This window comes from Candidatus Neomarinimicrobiota bacterium, assembly GCA_018651745.1.
Taxonomy (GTDB): domain Bacteria; phylum Fidelibacterota; class Marinisomatia; order Marinisomatales; family TCS55; genus JAAZYX01.
This window is the reverse complement of sequence record JABIDL010000030.1, coordinates 15,910-33,822: the sequence shown is the minus strand read 5'-3', so window position 1 is coordinate 33,822 and position 17,913 is coordinate 15,910. Positions and strand designations below refer to the sequence as shown.

The 17,913-nt window shown below is 39.9% G+C and carries 14 protein-coding genes; all 14 read right to left on the bottom strand.

Annotated features, from left to right (window positions below):
- Genes HOD97_05815 through HOD97_05750 form a run of 14 tightly spaced genes read right to left on the bottom strand, consistent with a single transcriptional unit; the run spans position 1 to position 17,661 of the window.
- Positions 1-3,609, bottom strand: coding sequence for a hypothetical protein (locus HOD97_05815; protein MBT4281110.1), 3,609 nt, complete (start codon positions 3,607-3,609; stop codon positions 1-3).
- Positions 3,610-3,611: 2 nt separating this feature from the next.
- On the bottom strand, positions 3,612-4,859 hold the full coding sequence (locus HOD97_05810) for a type II secretion system F family protein (protein MBT4281109.1): 1,248 nt from the start codon (positions 4,857-4,859) through the stop codon (positions 3,612-3,614).
- Complete coding sequence (tadA, locus tag HOD97_05805) at positions 4,859-6,583, bottom strand: Flp pilus assembly complex ATPase component TadA (GenBank protein ID MBT4281108.1); 1,725 nt, start codon at positions 6,581-6,583, stop codon at positions 4,859-4,861. Before tadA ends, HOD97_05810 begins: the two co-directional genes overlap by 1 nt.
- Before the next feature lie 3 nt (positions 6,584-6,586).
- Positions 6,587-8,788: a hypothetical protein gene (locus tag HOD97_05800; protein ID MBT4281107.1), complete on the bottom strand. Its 2,202-nt coding sequence runs from the start codon at positions 8,786-8,788 to the stop codon at positions 6,587-6,589.
- Positions 8,778-10,274 carry a hypothetical protein gene (locus HOD97_05795; protein ID MBT4281106.1) on the bottom strand — a complete coding sequence of 499 codons (1,497 nt, stop codon included), beginning with the start codon at positions 10,272-10,274 and terminating at the stop codon, positions 8,778-8,780. The genes HOD97_05800 and HOD97_05795 overlap by 11 nt, the downstream gene beginning before the upstream one ends.
- 1 nt (position 10,275) lies before the next feature.
- Positions 10,276-10,806, bottom strand: coding sequence for a hypothetical protein (locus tag HOD97_05790; protein MBT4281105.1), 531 nt, complete (start codon positions 10,804-10,806; stop codon positions 10,276-10,278).
- Entirely contained in the window at positions 10,803-11,372 is a 570-nt protein-coding gene (pilO, locus tag HOD97_05785) for a type 4a pilus biogenesis protein PilO (protein MBT4281104.1), read from the bottom strand. The genes HOD97_05790 and pilO overlap by 4 nt, the downstream gene beginning before the upstream one ends.
- The gene (locus HOD97_05780; GenBank protein MBT4281103.1) at positions 11,369-11,965 is read right to left on the bottom strand and encodes a PilN domain-containing protein; all 597 of its coding nucleotides are present in this window, start codon (positions 11,963-11,965) and stop codon (positions 11,369-11,371) included. The genes pilO and HOD97_05780 overlap by 4 nt, the downstream gene beginning before the upstream one ends.
- A complete protein-coding gene (pilM, locus tag HOD97_05775) occupies positions 11,962-13,017 on the bottom strand; it encodes a type IV pilus assembly protein PilM (GenBank protein ID MBT4281102.1) in 1,056 nt (351 codons plus the stop codon). Before pilM ends, HOD97_05780 begins: the two co-directional genes overlap by 4 nt.
- Entirely contained in the window at positions 13,014-15,134 is a 2,121-nt protein-coding gene (locus HOD97_05770; protein MBT4281101.1) for a hypothetical protein, read from the bottom strand. The genes pilM and HOD97_05770 overlap by 4 nt, the downstream gene beginning before the upstream one ends.
- Positions 15,135-15,136: 2 nt before the next feature.
- Complete coding sequence (locus HOD97_05765; GenBank protein MBT4281100.1) at positions 15,137-15,757, bottom strand: hypothetical protein; 621 nt, start codon at positions 15,755-15,757, stop codon at positions 15,137-15,139.
- Entirely contained in the window at positions 15,754-16,206 is a 453-nt protein-coding gene (locus tag HOD97_05760) for a prepilin-type N-terminal cleavage/methylation domain-containing protein (GenBank protein ID MBT4281099.1), read from the bottom strand. The genes HOD97_05765 and HOD97_05760 overlap by 4 nt, the downstream gene beginning before the upstream one ends.
- Positions 16,207-17,259, bottom strand: a complete 1,053-nt coding sequence (locus HOD97_05755) for a type IV pilus twitching motility protein PilT (GenBank protein MBT4281098.1) — start codon at positions 17,257-17,259, stop codon at positions 16,207-16,209.
- A 6-nt stretch (positions 17,260-17,265) separates the two neighbouring features.
- Positions 17,266-17,661, bottom strand: a complete 396-nt coding sequence (locus HOD97_05750) for a prepilin-type N-terminal cleavage/methylation domain-containing protein (protein MBT4281097.1) — start codon at positions 17,659-17,661, stop codon at positions 17,266-17,268.
- Positions 17,662-17,913 lie beyond the last annotated feature (252 nt).

Here is a 17,913-nt window from a genome sequence, read left to right as displayed (position 1 = left end):
TCAGTAATTCATCACTTCTTTGATGAGACTAATCATATCAATATAATTTACATTTCCATCACCGTTAATATCAGCAAGATAAGGATTTATGGACCCGTTTTGATCAGATTGGATATAATCAATGAGAGCTAATAAATCAAAAAGATCAATTTTTTTATCGAAGTTGATATCACCTTTGGACAAAATATCTGAACCGCGTGTGGTAATTAAAATGGCCGTAGAATCCTCCAACGGCATGGCCGTCACAGGATATTGATTGTCAAAGGTGTATTCAAGTCCAACCGTTCCTGTTTGATCTTCAATTCCAATGGTAACGTAATTGCCATGAACCTGATTCCAAGAATATTGACCGGAAGATGTATTATTAAAAACTTTGTATTGAATAATAATTTCACCGTCGCCAGTGGGTGTGTAGTAATATGTTGGATCTTTAAGAATAACCTGAAATGTTTCTGTATCATTTTTATCAAACGTCCTTACAGAAGACCATTGAACTATATATCGGTGATTTATAGCGTCATGCCATTTGTAAATACGCCCGCTGTTTGTTTGTACAAGATCGTCCCAAAATGCGGCAATCATCGGAGATGGACCCCCCGTTCCGGGAAGACGATAATTACGAAATGAATTTAATGTGGTGGTACCCATAGAAATCCATCCATTGCTACAAACAGATATTTGATTATACGATTGCCCATACATTCGAAACATAAATGGCAAAGTCAACACTTGGACATCATCTTGATTATCCCCGCCGTCACTAAGTGAAACAGTTGTCCCCTCCCCTCCATAACGGGAATCAATTTCAATCCAATCAAATGTGGGTGCATTTGCGTAAAGCCAATCGCCACTATCATAAATATAATATCCGTGTTCATCCGGTCCCAATGGGTCGGTTACTTCTGCCTCTCCAATCTGAACCGGAAACATGATTGTAGATTGCTGTCCGCCGCCAATGGTTAAAGTTAATTCCAGATTTACAATGGATCCCGGAATTGCGGAGGGATTTGCCGAAACACTAAAACCATCTGTATTCATTACATTCGCGTTTGAGGGGCTCATGGATCCCCATGAACCAATTCCATCTTCTACGGTAAGTAGCGATGAATTTGTACTTAAAACGCCAAAAACATTGAAGGCTGTAGAAGATCCACTATTTTTTAGTACTACATTTAAGTTTACTGTTTCACCCGGATTTAAAATACCATCATTATTATCTGATATATTCATATTACTAAAAACAACTTCACTCGCAGTTGAAGTCAATTGTAAGTCAGTTTCCCATTCCCGGTTGTTATCATCCACCATTAATAACCGAATTTGAAGGTTTTCTTCTTCCCTTACATTAGCGGAAAGGTGAAATACAAATGGGTCAGATGGAAATGGTCCACCCGAACCGGATATGTTCCCATAAAACACACTATCAATTGATAGGGTAACCCGTGGATTTGCTGATGATAATAATCCATACACTCCGGTTGCATCAGATGAATTAAGGTTTGATAAGGGGATAGATAGTTCGATGCTCTCTCCGCCATTGAGCAATCCATTCCCATTCCCAATCGATGCGCCCGACCCATTATCCGTGATAATCACATCATTCAAATCCACATTGATATTTACGGGAGGATCTTCAACAAGAATATCCGTCTGAAAAGGAATAAATCCGTCTTTGAGAGCCGTAACGGTAACCTCACCAGCTGTAATAGCACCTAATGGAATAGTGACCAGTCCATTTTCATTGGAATATTGGATTTCCTGCAATTGATTTGCGCGGTATATCACCACTCTTGCATCTTGAATTGGATTATGAACATCATCTTCAACAAGTATATCATAAAAGTTTGTGCCGACTTTTATGGATGTCTTCAATGTTACATCCATGGATTTGGGGGTTCCTGTCCATAGCCTTAAGGAAGGATCTCCCATTAAATTATTCCAATGGGAAAAGATATTGGTAAAATCAGATGGGTTTGATGGGTATTGTTTCCAAAGATTTAATTTCCCTGCCATGAGCGCACCGCCGGCAGAATGAATATGATCAATAAAAATCCCCGAATAAAAACCCATATCCATCACATTATTAAACATGGTATGCGTATAAATGGTCGCAGTACCAATAGCAGCAACTCCTCCTTTGGGTTGGCTCGGTGTACCAGCGCGAATCATAGCTTCAATAACAGTGGAACCTGAACCTGAGAACGACCCAGTACCGCACGTAATAAATGTTGCAAAAGGTAGCATAAATCCGTTATTCAATCCATTGATGTCATTTACGCCGAAATTACTCATACCTATATAACCACGATAATTTGTAAAGGCAACCCCATCATTAATGTCGCTCACCATTTGCGCATCAAAATCTCCACTATATATAGTTCGAACATCTTCAAATCCATTCCTGTCTAAAACTTCGTGAATATATTCATTCGTCGTGATTGTAGATATTCCAGATGGATTTGTATCACCGACAAGACTTGCTCTTGAAAGCCAGTTTTCTCCCATATATGGTGTTTTTTCGTAGTTAATAATTTTATTGACAATAGTTGCCAGTTCCGTCGTTCCAGAAAAAGATAGCCGACCAATCAAAACATCCGACAATTGATCATTCCCTTCTAATGTAGTATAGGGATGGTCACCTTCTCCGGAGTATCCACTCCACGATTCAAAATAAGTAGGAACGTTGTAAGAACCGCCTGCATCGCCAACCAATACAACAAATTCCGGAGGGTTTGTCCAATTAGTATAAGCAGTGGAAATATAATTTTTTATTAAACCTGTGGACGAACCAATATCCGCTATGTTGGCCGTATTTACAACGTAGCCCTGTTCTTTGCGCCAATCCAATAAGACATCTAAAATAGATTGATATGACGAAGAATTATTTGATAAAATATATAAAATCGACGGTTTTTGGTAATCCATGGATCTACGCTCATAATTGACAATAAAAGAATTGTATAAATTTTCAAACGCGCGAGATGGTTTCCTGATTCCCTCCATATTAACATTCGTATTTCCTGTTTCCGTTAATTCAACCCGTGCAGATGTTACTACTTCAAGTTCTTGCGTTACCGGATTATATTGAAATGGAGTCACAGTTACAGAAACAAAATGAACATCTCTCATTACCATTTTTTCAGAAATAACTGCCATTTTTTCAGGATACGATTGTGATGACAAATAAACTGAAGATTTTTTAACCAAGGGAATCACCGGATCCAAATCAGAATCTTCCCACGTACCTTTTGGAATCATATTCACACCTGAATGAAATTCAGAATCAAGAATATCTACGGTAACATGGTATTCTTTTTCGGGGTTAATTGCATAGAAAGTTGTGAATGACGGAAAATCAGGTTCTTCTGTAGTGGCGATAGATCCAGATCCATCCACCGCTATTTGATGAAATTGGGATCCTAAATGAGTTAATTCCTGAATAGCATAATCAGGCAAATTAAAGGTAAGGACATTCCCTAATTCTGACCGATTTACAGAAAATTCTGCATTGGTTTTTACGGCGACAGAACCTGAACCAGACCGTGCGGATAGAAGCCCAAGGGAAATACAAAGGCTAAAGATTGGAATGAGTTTATTTTTATTTATCATGATTACAGTCCCGATTGAAGTGCAGCGCCGAGGTAAAATACGGGTAGATAGGTAACAATAACCATGACCGCGATCACAACGCCAACCATTAAAATTAATAAAGGTTCTATAAGCGTAGTCATGCGTTCTACCAAAGCATCCACTTGTTTAAAATAATAATCTGACGCCCTCCCGAGAAGTGAGTCCAATTCTCCCGTTTCTTCACCCGTTGAAGCCAATTGAAGAAGAATAGCGGGAAATATTTCTGTCCGCCGGAGCGCTGTACTAATGTTAAATCCATCTCGAATAAAATTTGTCGCATCCTGGATGGCACGCTCATACACACGATTGCCAACAATCTTTTGCATAAGATTCATTGATTCGATAACAGGTACACCGGCCCCGAGTAAAATTCCGAGTGTTTTAGAAAATTTATTCAAAATAGACTGATCAAGCAAATTTCCAAAAATAGGAGTTCGTCTTTTAATAGAATCCACAACGAACCCACCTTGCTGTGTTTTTGAAACCAACCAAATTGACGTTAATATAAAAAAGGTCATAAAGATAATCTGGCCGAAGTGCCCACTCATCCACTCACTCATTCCGACAAGTGTTTGTGTTGCCGGAGGTAAGTTGGCTCCGAGTTGTGCGTAGACTCCCGAAAACATTGGAATAATCCACAAAAACATCGCTGACATCATCGCACCTAAAAACAAAACCATAAAAATTGGGTAGGTCATAGCCGATCGCACCTTTCGCCGTGTATCATCCAAATTTTCAAGATAGGTGGCAAGGTCATCCAAAATTTCGTTTAAGTTTCCACTAACTTCTCCTGCTTTAGTAAGTGCAACGTAGAGGTTTGTGAATACTCCCGGATGACGGGCAAGTGCTTCTGAAAGAGAAAGTCCCTTTCGGATGTTTTCGGCTACATTAGTGAGCACCTGTTTTAATTTCGAGTGTTTTTCTTCAGCTGCAAGGCCATGAATAGCACGCTCTAATGTGAGACCCGCAGAAAACATGGTAGAAAGCTGGCGAGTGAAAAAAACGAGATTGCTTAGCGGAACACGATTTTTAATCCGCTCGATTGATAAATTTATTTCATCCAGAAACGGGCCAAGAAAATCCCATGATGTATCTTGCTCTTTGAGACTGATAACCATTTGACTATTAGAGGATAATTTTTGCGTTGCTTTATCAATTGAGTCAGCTCTGATTTCTCCCTCTTGTCGGTTTCCCTCAGGATCTTTGATGAGATATGCAAATGTAGGCATTAGGAATCCGCTACTGTTGACCTCAATACTTCTTCCACTGTGGTAATTCCATCCCCAACTTTTCGAATACCGCTGTCGCGCAGTGATACCATTCCTTCTTCAATTGCTTTCGCTCGAATATCATCTTCACTCGCATTCTCAAAAACCATTTGCCTTAAGTCTCTCGACATCGCAATTAATTCAAAAATTCCAATCCGTCCAAGGTACCCGGTATCTCTACAGTGATTACAGCCTTTTCCATGGATAAACTTTTTTCCTTTCAGGGCTTCCACATCCTTGCCAAGCAGATCCAAGGTTTCTTTATCCGGTATGTATTCTTCTTTACAATTTTCACATATACGCCTGACCAATCTCTGAGCCATCACAAGATTCACGCAAGAACCAACCAAAAAGGGTTTTAATCCAATATCCAATAGTCGAGTTATTGTTGAAGCGGCGTCGTTTGCGTGAACTGTTGAAAAAACTAAATGTCCTGTAAGTGAAAATTTTACTGCAATATCGGCTGTTTCTGCATCTCGAATTTCACCAATCAGCAAAATATCAGGATCTTGACGAAGGATAGATCGTAGTGTAGAAGCAAACGTAAGACCGATATTATCATTAACCTGAACTTGATTAATTCCATCTAATTGATATTCAACCGGATCTTCAACCGTTGTAATGTTAGTATTCACATTTTTGATTTCCTTCAAAGATGCGTAGAGCGATGTTGATTTTCCGCTACCGGTTGGCCCGGAAACCATAACCATTCCATACGGCTGGGCGATCACTTTTCTGAAAATGTGGTACATATCCTTATCAAATCCTAAACTACTTAGGTTAAAATCAAATCCGGACTTGTCTAGAAGACGCATAACTACCTTCTCTCCATGCACAGTTGGGAGAATAGACACGCGAACATCAATATCTTTAGACGATGTTTTAATTCCGAACCGTCCATCTTGAGATAAACGCCGTTCAGCTATATTGAGCTTCGAAAGAATTTTTATTCGCGTAACCAATCCACTGAGCGAAGATTTTGGCGGAGTCATAATCATTTGTAACACACCGTCAATTCGAATCCTGACTTCAACGGAATTTTGTTGAGGTTCAATATGAATATCTGTGGCACGTTCTTTGATCGCTTCCTGTATAATCAGGTTTACTAATCTGACAATAGGTGCATCTTCGCTAGATGCTTTATCCGGAGAAAGGTCAACTTCTTCCTGATGATCTTCATCTCCAGAAATAACTCTGATTCCTTCAATCGCTTCTTCTACCTCGCCCGATTTTTGAATTTTTCCATAAATTTCTTTCAAAGCTTTCGCAAGGGCAGATGGCGGGGCAACGTATATTTCCGGGTTTAAGTCTGTATGGCGCTTTAGGGCATCAATGCCAATCAAGTTTTCGGGGTCTTCCATGGCGACTACCAAAGAACTCTCATTTTTTCGGATAGCAAGCATGCGATTTTGTATTGCAAAATCTTCGGGGATCAATCTTACTGCTTCCGGATCTGCTTTGAATAATTCATCTTCCGATACTGATTTATAACCCAATTGCATGGAGTACACTTGTATCAATTCATCTTCTGTGATATATCCGGCTTTTATTAATAAAGTCCCCAATTTGTCATTACTGTTTCTTTGAGATGACAACGTTTTTTCTAGATCAGCTTCAGATATTTTCCTCTCATGGATGAGGATTTCACCAATCTTTTTAAATTGCGGATTAAATTCAGTTGTCATTGTTTATTTCGACCCTAATGTTTCTGAATTCGGCTTGGATTTGCCGGCCCAAGATCGAAGGAATTCAATTTGAGCGGGCGTTTCTGTGGTAATTCCAACAGGATCTAATAAAGTGGCAGTAACTGATGAAGTATAATCTTCGTACTGCTGTGGATCGCTATTTGGAATCGGTGTGCAAATAGATTGATCGTAAGTAATGACAACACTAGTATATCCATCTGCATCGGTACGCACAATTGGATTTCCACATTGTACAATATGGGGGTAACCAGTCCAGAAACCATTTCCATCCGAATCGGTGTACGTTTCTGTCCATGTTTCACCTGTATCTGGCCACGAATTTTCATTTACATCAAACCAACTAAAACAGCCATCGCCGCCACCTGTGCTTGTTGGGCCCCACCCATCATCTGAATGCGTTTCCCCATATTCAGAGTATGAAGTTGCCGCTGATGCTGAAAATAAAATTCTCGCATCTTTAATCGGATTTGCATAATGATCTAACAATCTTGCGGTCGCAGTGATAGTTGCAGGGGTACCACTTACAGTAAAATCAAAATACGTTGCGCTCACGAATATGGTCAGCGATCCATTCGAACCTTCATAAAACGGCAACACTACACCATCGTCAACGCTGGCCATAACAGTATCTCCATACACACCATCATTATTTAAATCCCCACCAAAACACAATGAGGTAACCACCGCATTGCTAAGCATATCTCCGCTTGGGAAAATAATTGTTGAGAACGCCATTCCCGGGAACGCATTTTCATCTTTATTCATATTTCCTGTAAAACTTACACCTTCAATTTGTGCTGCAAGAACTCCATCAAGGTCTTCGCCGGAAATAGCCATGGACCAATACACATAGGTGCTATCCGCTACAGGGTTGTTCCACAGATCATACACCATTGCAGCAACCTGCATTTCATAAAAGCCAGCGCCAATTGGTGTAACATCATTTAAATCATAATCCGGAAAAATACTCATTGCAGGGCCGGTAGCGATAATAACCGGAACAGCATTTGATGAAATAAAAGAAGTGTCATAAGAAACCGTTGCTGTGACCCGAACAGGGCCGGGGCCGGTCCCGCTGTTTAAAGATACAGTAGCAACTCCATTAATAGTATAAGCTGTATCGGTTGTTCCTGCGTTATTAAGGTTCGCACCTTCAGGTATATTCGGGCCAAGTGTAAAAGTAACCAAAGTTGGCTCATTTACTAAAATACCATTTTCATCATAAACATTTGCCTTCAAATTGGTTGATTCAATTCCACCCCCACCAACAATAATTAATTCACCTGGATTCACAGGCGGGATTTCAATATATGCAGGCACTCCACTATACGTTGTATCGACAATGGTAATGCTGATTGAATCCCAAACTGTTCCAAAATTGGGGTGATCAAATGCAACTCTTAATGTAATGACTCCAACTTCTTCAGGATTCCCTGTATCTTCGAATGTTGTGGAAGCCGTTCCGGACGAGTCTGTTGCTTTATAGTTATCTGCAAAAAGTCCTTTATCATCCTTGGAATAAAAGAAGATATCAGCGCCCTGAACCGGCGTATTGTTTCTCTTGGCTAAAACTTTCGCTTCCAACGTCGCTTTAGCGTCTCCCCCAAGATTAATAGATTCTTTATCTGAGTTAAAGAGTAAACTGTATGGCCATAAGGTAACTGCAGATGTATCAAATACGCTAAATTGTGATGAAGCTGTAACAATATCATCCGTGCTACCTTCTGTTGCAATAAAGGATGCTGTCACTTTCACACCTTCATAAACCTGGGTTGCTGAATTATCATATGCACTACTACTTCCATCATAAAATTTGACATTTACAATTCCTGTAGCATTGGTATAATCAGAAGATAAATCAAAACTACCAAATTCAGATCCACCAACTTCTGCTTTGAAACTGATAAGTTTTTCCGACACAGCCAAACCTGCAGTATCTGTTAGCGCAGCAGTTAAATACGTGAACGGAGAACTTGCTTGAGTTCCGGCAAAATCTTCCCCAACACTTACAAAATTCCCTAGGGAATCGGTTGCCATGGGTTGCATAGAAAGTGTAAGCGTATATTTTGCCCCTTCTGCGCCGGATCCGCTTCCACTCGAATCCACAGGATTTTGTTCATCGCACGTAACAAATAGTAAAAATCCTGACAACAATGGAGTGAGAATTTTATAATTATTCTTCATTAGATTTTTCCTCTTCTTGCGATTCAGTTTCAGCTTCATCTGAATCTATTTCTTTCAATTGAATAACAGTTTCTTCAAGTTCAATCATGTCTTGGCGCTTTAGTATTCCTGTATAGTTATCTTTAACAACCGTTGGAGTTATTTGAATAATAAGGTCGGTTGTTCTGTCTGTCATAGAAGAACTGGTAAACAGCTTTTTACCCAGCAGCGGGATTTTATTTAAGTAAGGGACTTTATATTCCGTAACTGTTTTATCTTTACTAATCAGTCCACCAATAATGATAGATTCTCCATCTCGCACCCGAATTGTGGTTGAAGAAAGCCTGCTTTTAACCCGCGGGATGTTGTTGTCCGGTCCAATAAATTCAAAAATAGACGAAACCTCAGGTTCTACCTTTACTGTAATGTATCCATCTGTGTTTATTTTGGGTTTAATCGTCAGTTTTATTCCAACTTCCTCACGCTGAACCTGAACCTGTCCGCCCACACCGCCCGAACTTAAAATATACGGTACAATGTCAATCATTTTTATATAGGCTTCTCTCCCGTTAAGCGTAACCAATTTTGAATTTGCCAATACTTCTGCTTTGTTCTCTTTCATTAATAAATCAAGGGTCACATCAAATGCCGTTAATTGGCGGCTGAATTTTGTGGGCAGAATACTTTGGTCATTGGCATCGGTGTAGTAGAGGCGGTTGAATGGCATATCAGCTGGAAGTTGTTCAAAAGGCATATCGCCGTATTCTTCCACAACTCCCGTACCGGCATCGTTTGGGGTTTGGCCCAATCCAGGAATGATGCTTCCGGCCCCGGTTACGCCGTGTGGAGGTGTGCCGCTTTCAGCAAGGATTGTGGTATATTTCGCGAGTCTTGACCAATCAATTCCGTTTTTCTGTTCCTCGTCCATTGCTACTTCAATCAACCTGGTTTCTAGCATAATCTGAATTGCCGGAATATCAATTTCGCGAATCACTTCTTCAATTTCAGCGATTTTTTTCGGCGATGCATTCACCAATAATTTATTCCCGGAAACATCCACTTGAATTTGTTCTGTCAAATCTTTCAATAATTCTTTGACTTCAAGCGCATCGGAATACTTTAATTCCACCACATGAGATGTAATACCAACCTCTTCGGCTAATTTTTTTGGTTCTGCAATCAAAAAAGAATTTCCGACAACTTCATAACTCAAGCCCACAGCTCGAACTACAAGATTTATTGCCTGTTCAATAGGGACAGCATCAAGATGAATTGTAATTTTATCCTGCCGGTTCACATTGGGATCTGTAACGATATTATATCCGCTTTCGCTGGCAAGAATAGCAAGAATACTCGGTAAAAATGCATCTTCGGCATGAATGGTTACCAGTGTCGGTTCCATAGCCTCCTTTGCAGAAACAGTTCCAATATTTTTCTCTGTATTTTTCTGTGCGGGTAATATGGAACCCAGTATCCCGATACACATGATTGCAATCAGCCGTTTCATATCAATATTCTCTCCTCTGTCCGTTTTTTGAGGATACATCCTCTTCTACACTTAGTCCAGATACCCTATAATGGATTTCTTTATTCTCTGAAATAATAACCACTTCTTCGGCATCAATCCATACTACTTCACCCTTGGCAACAGAGTCGCCTACAGTCACTACAAAATTCCTATCACGATAATTAACAATGGCTCTTTGGGTAGATCCATCGATGATTGCTGTAACACGAAGTTTCCCAGTTTTTCGATATCGCATGGGACGACCGTATGCGTCTGTGAGGTACAATACATTGGTAAGACGCATCGGTTCTTCATCCAAGGCAAACTGGTATTGACTGCGATTTAATAGTCTTGTTTCTAAAAATTCAATCACTTTTTCAAGTTCCTCATCTGTACCGAACTGAATCTGTTCTGCTCTTTCTTTTGCCCCGGACCATTTGGTATTGAGCGGGGCCACTTTGTACGCCATTATCCCGATTGAAAGGGTACTCAAGATCAGCAGTAAAGCCCAAACGGTTCTTTCTCTACTCATGACGATGATCCTTTAGATTTAACCAAAGTTAAAGTGGATAGATGAAGCTCAACAATTTGCTCTTTTAAATCTGCTTCTGAGGTTGTTGTTTTCACACGTTCAATCCCATTTTTTACTAGAAATTCATCAATTGTAATTAATCTCGGTGATCGTTCAATTTCAGCAACAAATTTTCCCAACTGATCAAAATTACATTTTAACAGTAATTCGTATGGAGCACTGAAATAGTTTTCTCTTTTTTCACGCGGTTTGGGTTTGATATTCATCAGAGTTACACCTAAATCATTCATCATTTCAGTCAAATTCTGTAAGAAGGGCATAGATGCATCTTCCGCAATTGAGTCTGCAATTCCTATCGCTAAATTTTCATCAAACAGGGTATAGACTCTATCTAGCTTACTGGCTAAAATTTGTGCACTAATCAGCTGCTCATTTAATTCTTCCTGTTCATCTTCCAAATCCAGCATTGTTACAGGATGATCAGAAATTGAAAATTTCAGGTTAAGCCAAAAAACAGCCGATAACCCGATTAGCACAAAGAATAACATTGTATTTCGTTGTTTCATGATGACTTCAGTGTCCTTCCGCCAGGCTTCAGCGTTGCTTCAATTCTAAACTCATAAATGTCCTGCCCGCGAACTTTTTTTCGCGAACCTTGATCAAATTTGATTCTGCTAAAATTATCCGAAAAATCGCGATTTTGTTTCAGTGTATTTATAAAATTGTACACAATTTCAAATTTTTGTTCCTCATCTTGATAAATAACACCAATCCCTTCAATAATCATTTTCTTATTACGGTATTTTAGCCCTGTCAAAGCCATATCTTCGGGAGTCATTTCACCCAGCAATTCAAGATAGCGCGCCCACAGATATCTGTTACCCTCTAAATCTGCCAAGGAAATGATGTCATCTTTAGATAGGTTTTTTCCTTTTTTCCGAAGATTATTTATGTCTTCTTTAACTTGAGTTATTTCAGATTGTTTTTGTTCAATTAGTGTGCGATATCCCTGCCCAATCATCCACACCCCGATGTTTGCACCCAGTAAAAACAAAATGATCATTCCAAAAATTCCCCATCTAACGCGATCACGCCAGATTTCAATCCGTGCTTCCTTTGTTTCGGATTGATTCAGGTTAATTGTGATAAATTTTTTCACGCTTCCACCCCTCCGCGAATGGCAAGCCCAACGGCTACACCGTATTGGCCGGGATTAGAAATATCCAACCCATCCGTTCCATCTAGAGTTGCGAACGGATTAAATATTTCTACATCAATATTCAAATTACTTTGAATAAAATCACAAAGACCGGGAGTACCTGCACAGCCACCTGTAAGGTAAATCTTTTGAAAGAAACTTTGGTTGGTTGTTTTAGCGTAATACCGAAGTGACCTTCGAACATCCTCAACTAAATTATCAAAAACCGTTCGCTGAGTTTCGGCTAGACCGATTTCCTGCGTACCGTTTGTTTCTTGAAAAGCATTCACGCCATCTTTGTACAATTCATCTTGCGCCGTTATATAATCCATTTTTCGTACATCTGATAATCCTTTTACAAACAAGTGTCCACCTACCGGAATGTCTCGTGTAAAAAATTGGTCTTTTTGTCCCCAAACCACCAAGGAACTGGATACAGCACCGATGTCTAATAACACAATCACACCCTCTTCAGGGAAATCGTGGTGTAACACAAACGCATTAGAAAGTGCAATGGGATCTGTATCAACGATTCCCGGTTTAAACCCGGATTCTTTTAATAAATCCAAATGTCCATTCAAAACGCGCTTCGTACAAGCGACCATACCAACATCAATTTTATCCACTTCATTGGGATTTTGGCCGAAGATTTGAAAATCAATGACCGCATCTGTGCCATCCATCGGAATATGCTTTCTTGCCTCAAAAGTGAGCGCTGATTGCAATTCTTCCGTCGCCATATCCATTGTCATGATTTGACGAACACTGACATTGGTGCCGTTGATATTGCTTACAAGATTTCGCACACGTTTCGGATTTATTTTTTGCTGTTTCAGGATTTCTTTTATTGCCATCACAACAATGGGACGACTTACAGCTTCCGGGTCATACGCTTTATGCTGTTCCGGAATAAGCCGTTGAGCTACATGGAGAAGTTTATATCCTCCGGATCGCTGTTTTTCCACAGTAACAGTTTTGATAACCTGCCTTCCTACATCCAATCCAAGAATCATCCTTCAGATCCTCCGTTCCGAGTTTGAACTTCGTTGTAACTTTTCAGAATTAATTTTAAACCACCGTCAGCACCCGTTGTATTGGGAAAATTGGGAGGCGCATAAAAATCGCTGAAATTATAATCGTAATGATAACTCTTTTCATATTCAATTTTGTAATTACCATAAGGACCGTATGGATTCCTTTTCAAATATCCACGCAAATTTTGAGTAATCGACCCCCACAATTTTACCGTACCACGCAAATCATTTCCTGTATCCTGTTGCAAAATTGAATTTGGATTCCTAAAAGTACCGCGTCCATCTGCTCTAGAATTTGTAGGATTTGAAGCATAATATGGCGCATTTGTAAAAGGGTTCCAACCATTTTCCGCATCACCGGTAACTGAATTCTGCCAATAATGTGCTACGAAAGAATCATGCATAGCAATAATGCCTGCATTGACAATGATATCCGCACCATTTGCTTTGTTTCTTGCACCGTTTTCTGCAGTATTCGCAATAATTACATTTCCTCCGGATACGAGTCCTAAGCGATTGGATGTGCCATATACAACCTCGCCGGTAGTCGGGTTTGAATCGGCATAAATAACATCATCAATCAGCCAAATATTCCCCCATACTCTATCCCATATTTGTAAATCATCGTGGCGCCTGTATTCAACGTTATCATCCGTCACAATCGTAAACTGTCCATCCACCTCCCCGTAAACTCGAACTTGACCTTTCTTCACATAAATCACAGCTCTGTCTCTATGAAACATCGTCCAATTCATTACATATTGAGCCCCACTACTTGGTGGGTCAAAATCAAAATGGTGAAAACCGGATGATGCACACATTGAACCATTATCATTATGATTATGGTAAAAACCATATTGATTAAATCTTCCAGATTCTAATCCTGTTCGGTGTGATAATTGAACAGACTCCCCATCTACAAATCCACCGAAAATAAAAGCGCCTTGTTCTTGGTAACTTACTTTGTAGATATGATTGCCTCCTGTGGTTGATTTAGAGGTAATGACCGCAGCCCAATATTTATAACTTGTATCCACAGAAGAAATAACAATAGTATCACCAATAGCATAATCAGACAAAACGTTATCAACATCTTCACCCTCAGAATCGTAACTGCTTATGAAAACTGAATCTGCACCGGCATATCCGGATATATCATTAAAGGGAAGTTCCAAACCTATTTTTCCATTATCTAACTCGGCAATTGAGTTATCTTCATCCCAAGTAAATGAAAGAACAGGTTGGCCATCTAAGGTAATCGGAGGAACAACATACGCCCATTGTGCAACTTTAAATCCCCCTGTTACAAATTCAATTTCTGTCATAATCAAAGAATCTTTAATGGAACCTCGCCCAAGTAAATCATCAGCTGTAAACACGTAATCTGCTGCATTTTTAACTAATTGAACCGTATTTGTTGGTGGATAACTTATAACGTCCGCGGAGTCGTCGTAAGTAGCATTCGCAAAAGATGTTCCCTCACAATTCGCCATATTAATCCCGTCGCTAGCGTTCACCTTTCCCGAAAACACAGGGCAACCCCAATTGCTCATTGTTATTTCGCCATTAGTATGAACAATCCCTTCAAGGGAATCAGATGCACCAAACGTAACTGTTCCACTCACCTGCGGACCACCACCCGGTTCTTCTGAATTTGTGAAATACATAAATTTTGAAAAATCTTCCGCAACAAGGTTGACTTCGGCCTTCCGTTTAATTTCTACCGTTTGCCCCTCCGTACTTTCAAATTCAACCGTTCCCCAGGCGCTAGCGTAAAAGAAAGTTTTCCCGTATTCATTCACATATGATGAACAAACAACGTCGTGATAATACCCATCAAATTCAGGCGTTTCGCTGAATTTTACTTTTTCGGTTGCCAACACTAAAGCTTCATCGGATAAATAGGGCAATTTCGGCATCCCTTCTTTATTAATTCCTGTTTCCGCAAGCAATATGGCGGTCGATTCAGCAAACCTATATTTTTCAACGACTGCAGCCGACAAGGAATATCGTAAATAGGCAATGGTTAGCAGTAGGCTAATCATGGTAAAAATAACAGCCGTAATTGTTGCAGTACCTTTTTGAAAATGTCCCATAATTACCCTTGTTCGCTGGATTTTTCGTAGAGAGAAATATATTTATTCGGCATAAATACGGTTCGCTTTACCCGGATATTTGTATTCAACGGATTCTGATCGTTTACATCTGATTCAATTGAAAAAATCAATTCGATATCCCATGTGGCTTCTGCAAATTTTTGGAGACTTGGTCGTTCTTCAATCCTCTGGTCTGCCTTGAATGTTTCGAGCCGAACAATCCGCTGACGGTTATCACGAAAGCGACCCTTTCTGGGAAACCCGAGTGTTCCGCCTACCGGATTTCTTCCATCAAATTGAATTCCATCCAGCGCATGCCCGGATATGAACAAAGTAGATTCGTTCCCATTTTTATCATACTTATAAAGACTAAGACGTGCATATCCGTTTGCAAAATCTCTTTCTATAAATCTTGAAGAATTAATTTCATACATAATTTCCCGCATAACAGCCTGACCATATTGCCGAACTTCCAACAAGACTGAGTCGTTTTGATAATGAAAAAGAATTCCTTGTACACCCATTGAGAGTCCGACAACCATAATGCCAATCACCGTCATAGATGTAACCAACTCAATGAGAGTAAGTCCCGGAGATGATTTTTCAGTGAAAGAAATCTTCACAGCGGATACTCCAGCATTACCATTTCTAATACACGGGTTTTCTTTACATCGTTTCTTGCAGACGTATAATCCTTCCATGTGATCCATGTTTTAAACCTATAGCGATCCATTCCACCGGAAGAATCTGAAGGTTCTTCATAAATCGGATCGTAGTAAATTTTTGCTTCGATTTTATCGGGGTTTTCATTGTTCCCCAAAAGAAAAACTTGTTTCCCTTCTAAATCTCCACTACGCTCAATTCCAGTTAATCGTCCATCTGCAACGCGACCTTTCATGGTTTCTACAAAACTTAATAATTCTTCTGTCGCACGTTCGCGGATTTCAAGCGCCTGCAATTCTCCTCTTGCATGTACAGCGCCGAGCATTAAGCCAAATGCTGCCACACTCACAATTACCACAGCAATCAACACTTCGATAAACGTAAATCCATTTGAATTGTGCAGTTTCATCTACAGGACTTTTGATTCAAATAGTTTCGGATTATCTGCTAATGCAACTGCTTGCGATCGTTCGATAATTGCCTGAGAAACAAGTCTTTGAAGGTCTTGGTCAAGCGTTTGCATTCCATCCACTCCTCCGGACTGCATCACGGAAGGAATTTGGTAAATTCGGTCTTCTCGGATAAGATTCCGAATAGCCGTTGTCGCCATAAGAATTTCCAATGCCGGGACTCGACCTTTATCATCTTTGGTTGGTAATAATTTTTGGGAAATGACTGCTTCCAAACTTTCCGAAAGCATCGATCGGATTTGACTTTTTTGGCTGGCGGGGAAAATATCAATAATTCTGTCCACTGCTTTTACGGAACTCGAAGTATGAAGAGTTGACAAAACCAAGTGTCCCGTTTCCGCCGCGGTGAGTGCAAGTGAAATCGTATCAAGGTCCCGCATTTCACCAACCAAAATCACATCAGGGTCTTCTCTAAGAGCTGCTCTCAACGCATTTGCAAAACTATGGGTCGTAAGACCCAATTCTCTCTGATTGATGAGACATTGGCTAGAACTATGGAAATATTCAACAGGATCTTCGATCGTGATTATATGCTTCGACTTATTTTGATTCACATAATCAATCATAGCGGCAAGCGTGGTACTTTTCCCCGATCCCGTAGGACCGGTAAGCAAAACCAAACCATTTTCGAGCATTGCTAAATTCGATAAAACAGGCGGCAATCCAAGTTCTTCAAACCCTTTCGGAACTTCAGAAATAGTTCTAAATACTCCTGCAAGCCCGCTGATTTGGTGAAAGAAATTCACGCGGAATCTTCCCTGACCATCTAATTTGTAAGATAAATCAATTTCCTTATCTTTTCGGTACCGAGAAATTTGATCTTCGTCCATGATTTGAGGAAGAATAGTCTCCATATCAGAATCTTCCATTTCAGGACGATTCAACGGCTTCATGGTTCCGTTAATGCGAACCATCGGAATAGATCCGGTACTTAAATGTAAATCCGAAGCACCGCTTTCGAGAGCGTAGGATAGAAGTTTATCAATGTTCATACAATTCTAATTACGTTTTTTGGTTCCGTACCCTGTGTATTGTCCCGTTTCGGCATTGTATTCAACAACCTTTCCTTCGCCACCTTCCATTTCACTGGTGCTGGTAGCAAGAACACGTTCGGGCATTTGGATTTCGAAAATCCATTGACGTTTGGTTGCTCGATCGACACTTATTTGTCCTGCACTTTCAATTTCTTCAACATCTGACGGCCATTCGCCGTACGTTTGCCGATACATCTTTGCACCATTTGTGATACTTCCAATTACCGATTTCGCCTCAGACGCACGGGCACTTTCAACATAATCAATATAAATAGGCACAGCTACCGCCGCTAAAATCGCGACAATTACAACCACAACCATAATCTCGATCATTGTGAAACCCTTCTTTAGGGATTCTATTATTTTATTCATGTTTTTTCCTGTTCCTTTGTAAAGATGTTTTATTGGGTTCAAATAAAGCCAAGTAATGTACAAAATTTTAATGATTTCTACTAACGAGCGTATTGACGATCATCATATTCCTAGTTTTTGAGATTTTAAACCCTAAACCAATGATTTGTCAATGGGATTATTTCTAATAAACGTAAGATGAATTTCAGTTACAATTCATGAGTGAATGGAAACCTATTTTTTGAAGATTTTGGGGCTTTA

Bases quoted from the DNA above. Each gene is read 5' to 3' on its own strand.
- HOD97_05815 (MBT4281110.1), bottom strand. From the start codon at position 3,609: ATGATAAATAAAAATAAACTCATTCCAATCTTTAGCCTTTGTATTTCC.
- HOD97_05810 (MBT4281109.1), bottom strand. From the start codon at position 4,859: ATGCCTACATTTGCATATCTCATCAAAGATCCTGAGGGAAACCGACAA.
- tadA (MBT4281108.1), bottom strand. From the start codon at position 6,583: ATGACAACTGAATTTAATCCGCAATTTAAAAAGATTGGTGAAATCCTC.
- HOD97_05800 (MBT4281107.1), bottom strand. From the start codon at position 8,788: ATGAAGAATAATTATAAAATTCTCACTCCATTGTTGTCAGGATTTTTA.
- HOD97_05795 (MBT4281106.1), bottom strand. From the start codon at position 10,274: ATGAAACGGCTGATTGCAATCATGTGTATCGGGATACTGGGTTCCATA.
- HOD97_05790 (MBT4281105.1), bottom strand. From the start codon at position 10,806: ATGAGTAGAGAAAGAACCGTTTGGGCTTTACTGCTGATCTTGAGTACC.
- pilO (MBT4281104.1), bottom strand. From the start codon at position 11,372: ATGAAACAACGAAATACAATGTTATTCTTTGTGCTAATCGGGTTATCG.
- pilM (MBT4281102.1), bottom strand. From the start codon at position 13,017: ATGATTCTTGGATTGGATGTAGGAAGGCAGGTTATCAAAACTGTTACT.
- HOD97_05770 (MBT4281101.1), bottom strand. From the start codon at position 15,134: ATGGGACATTTTCAAAAAGGTACTGCAACAATTACGGCTGTTATTTTT.
- HOD97_05760 (MBT4281099.1), bottom strand. From the start codon at position 16,206: ATGAAACTGCACAATTCAAATGGATTTACGTTTATCGAAGTGTTGATT.
- HOD97_05755 (MBT4281098.1), bottom strand. From the start codon at position 17,259: ATGAACATTGATAAACTTCTATCCTACGCTCTCGAAAGCGGTGCTTCG.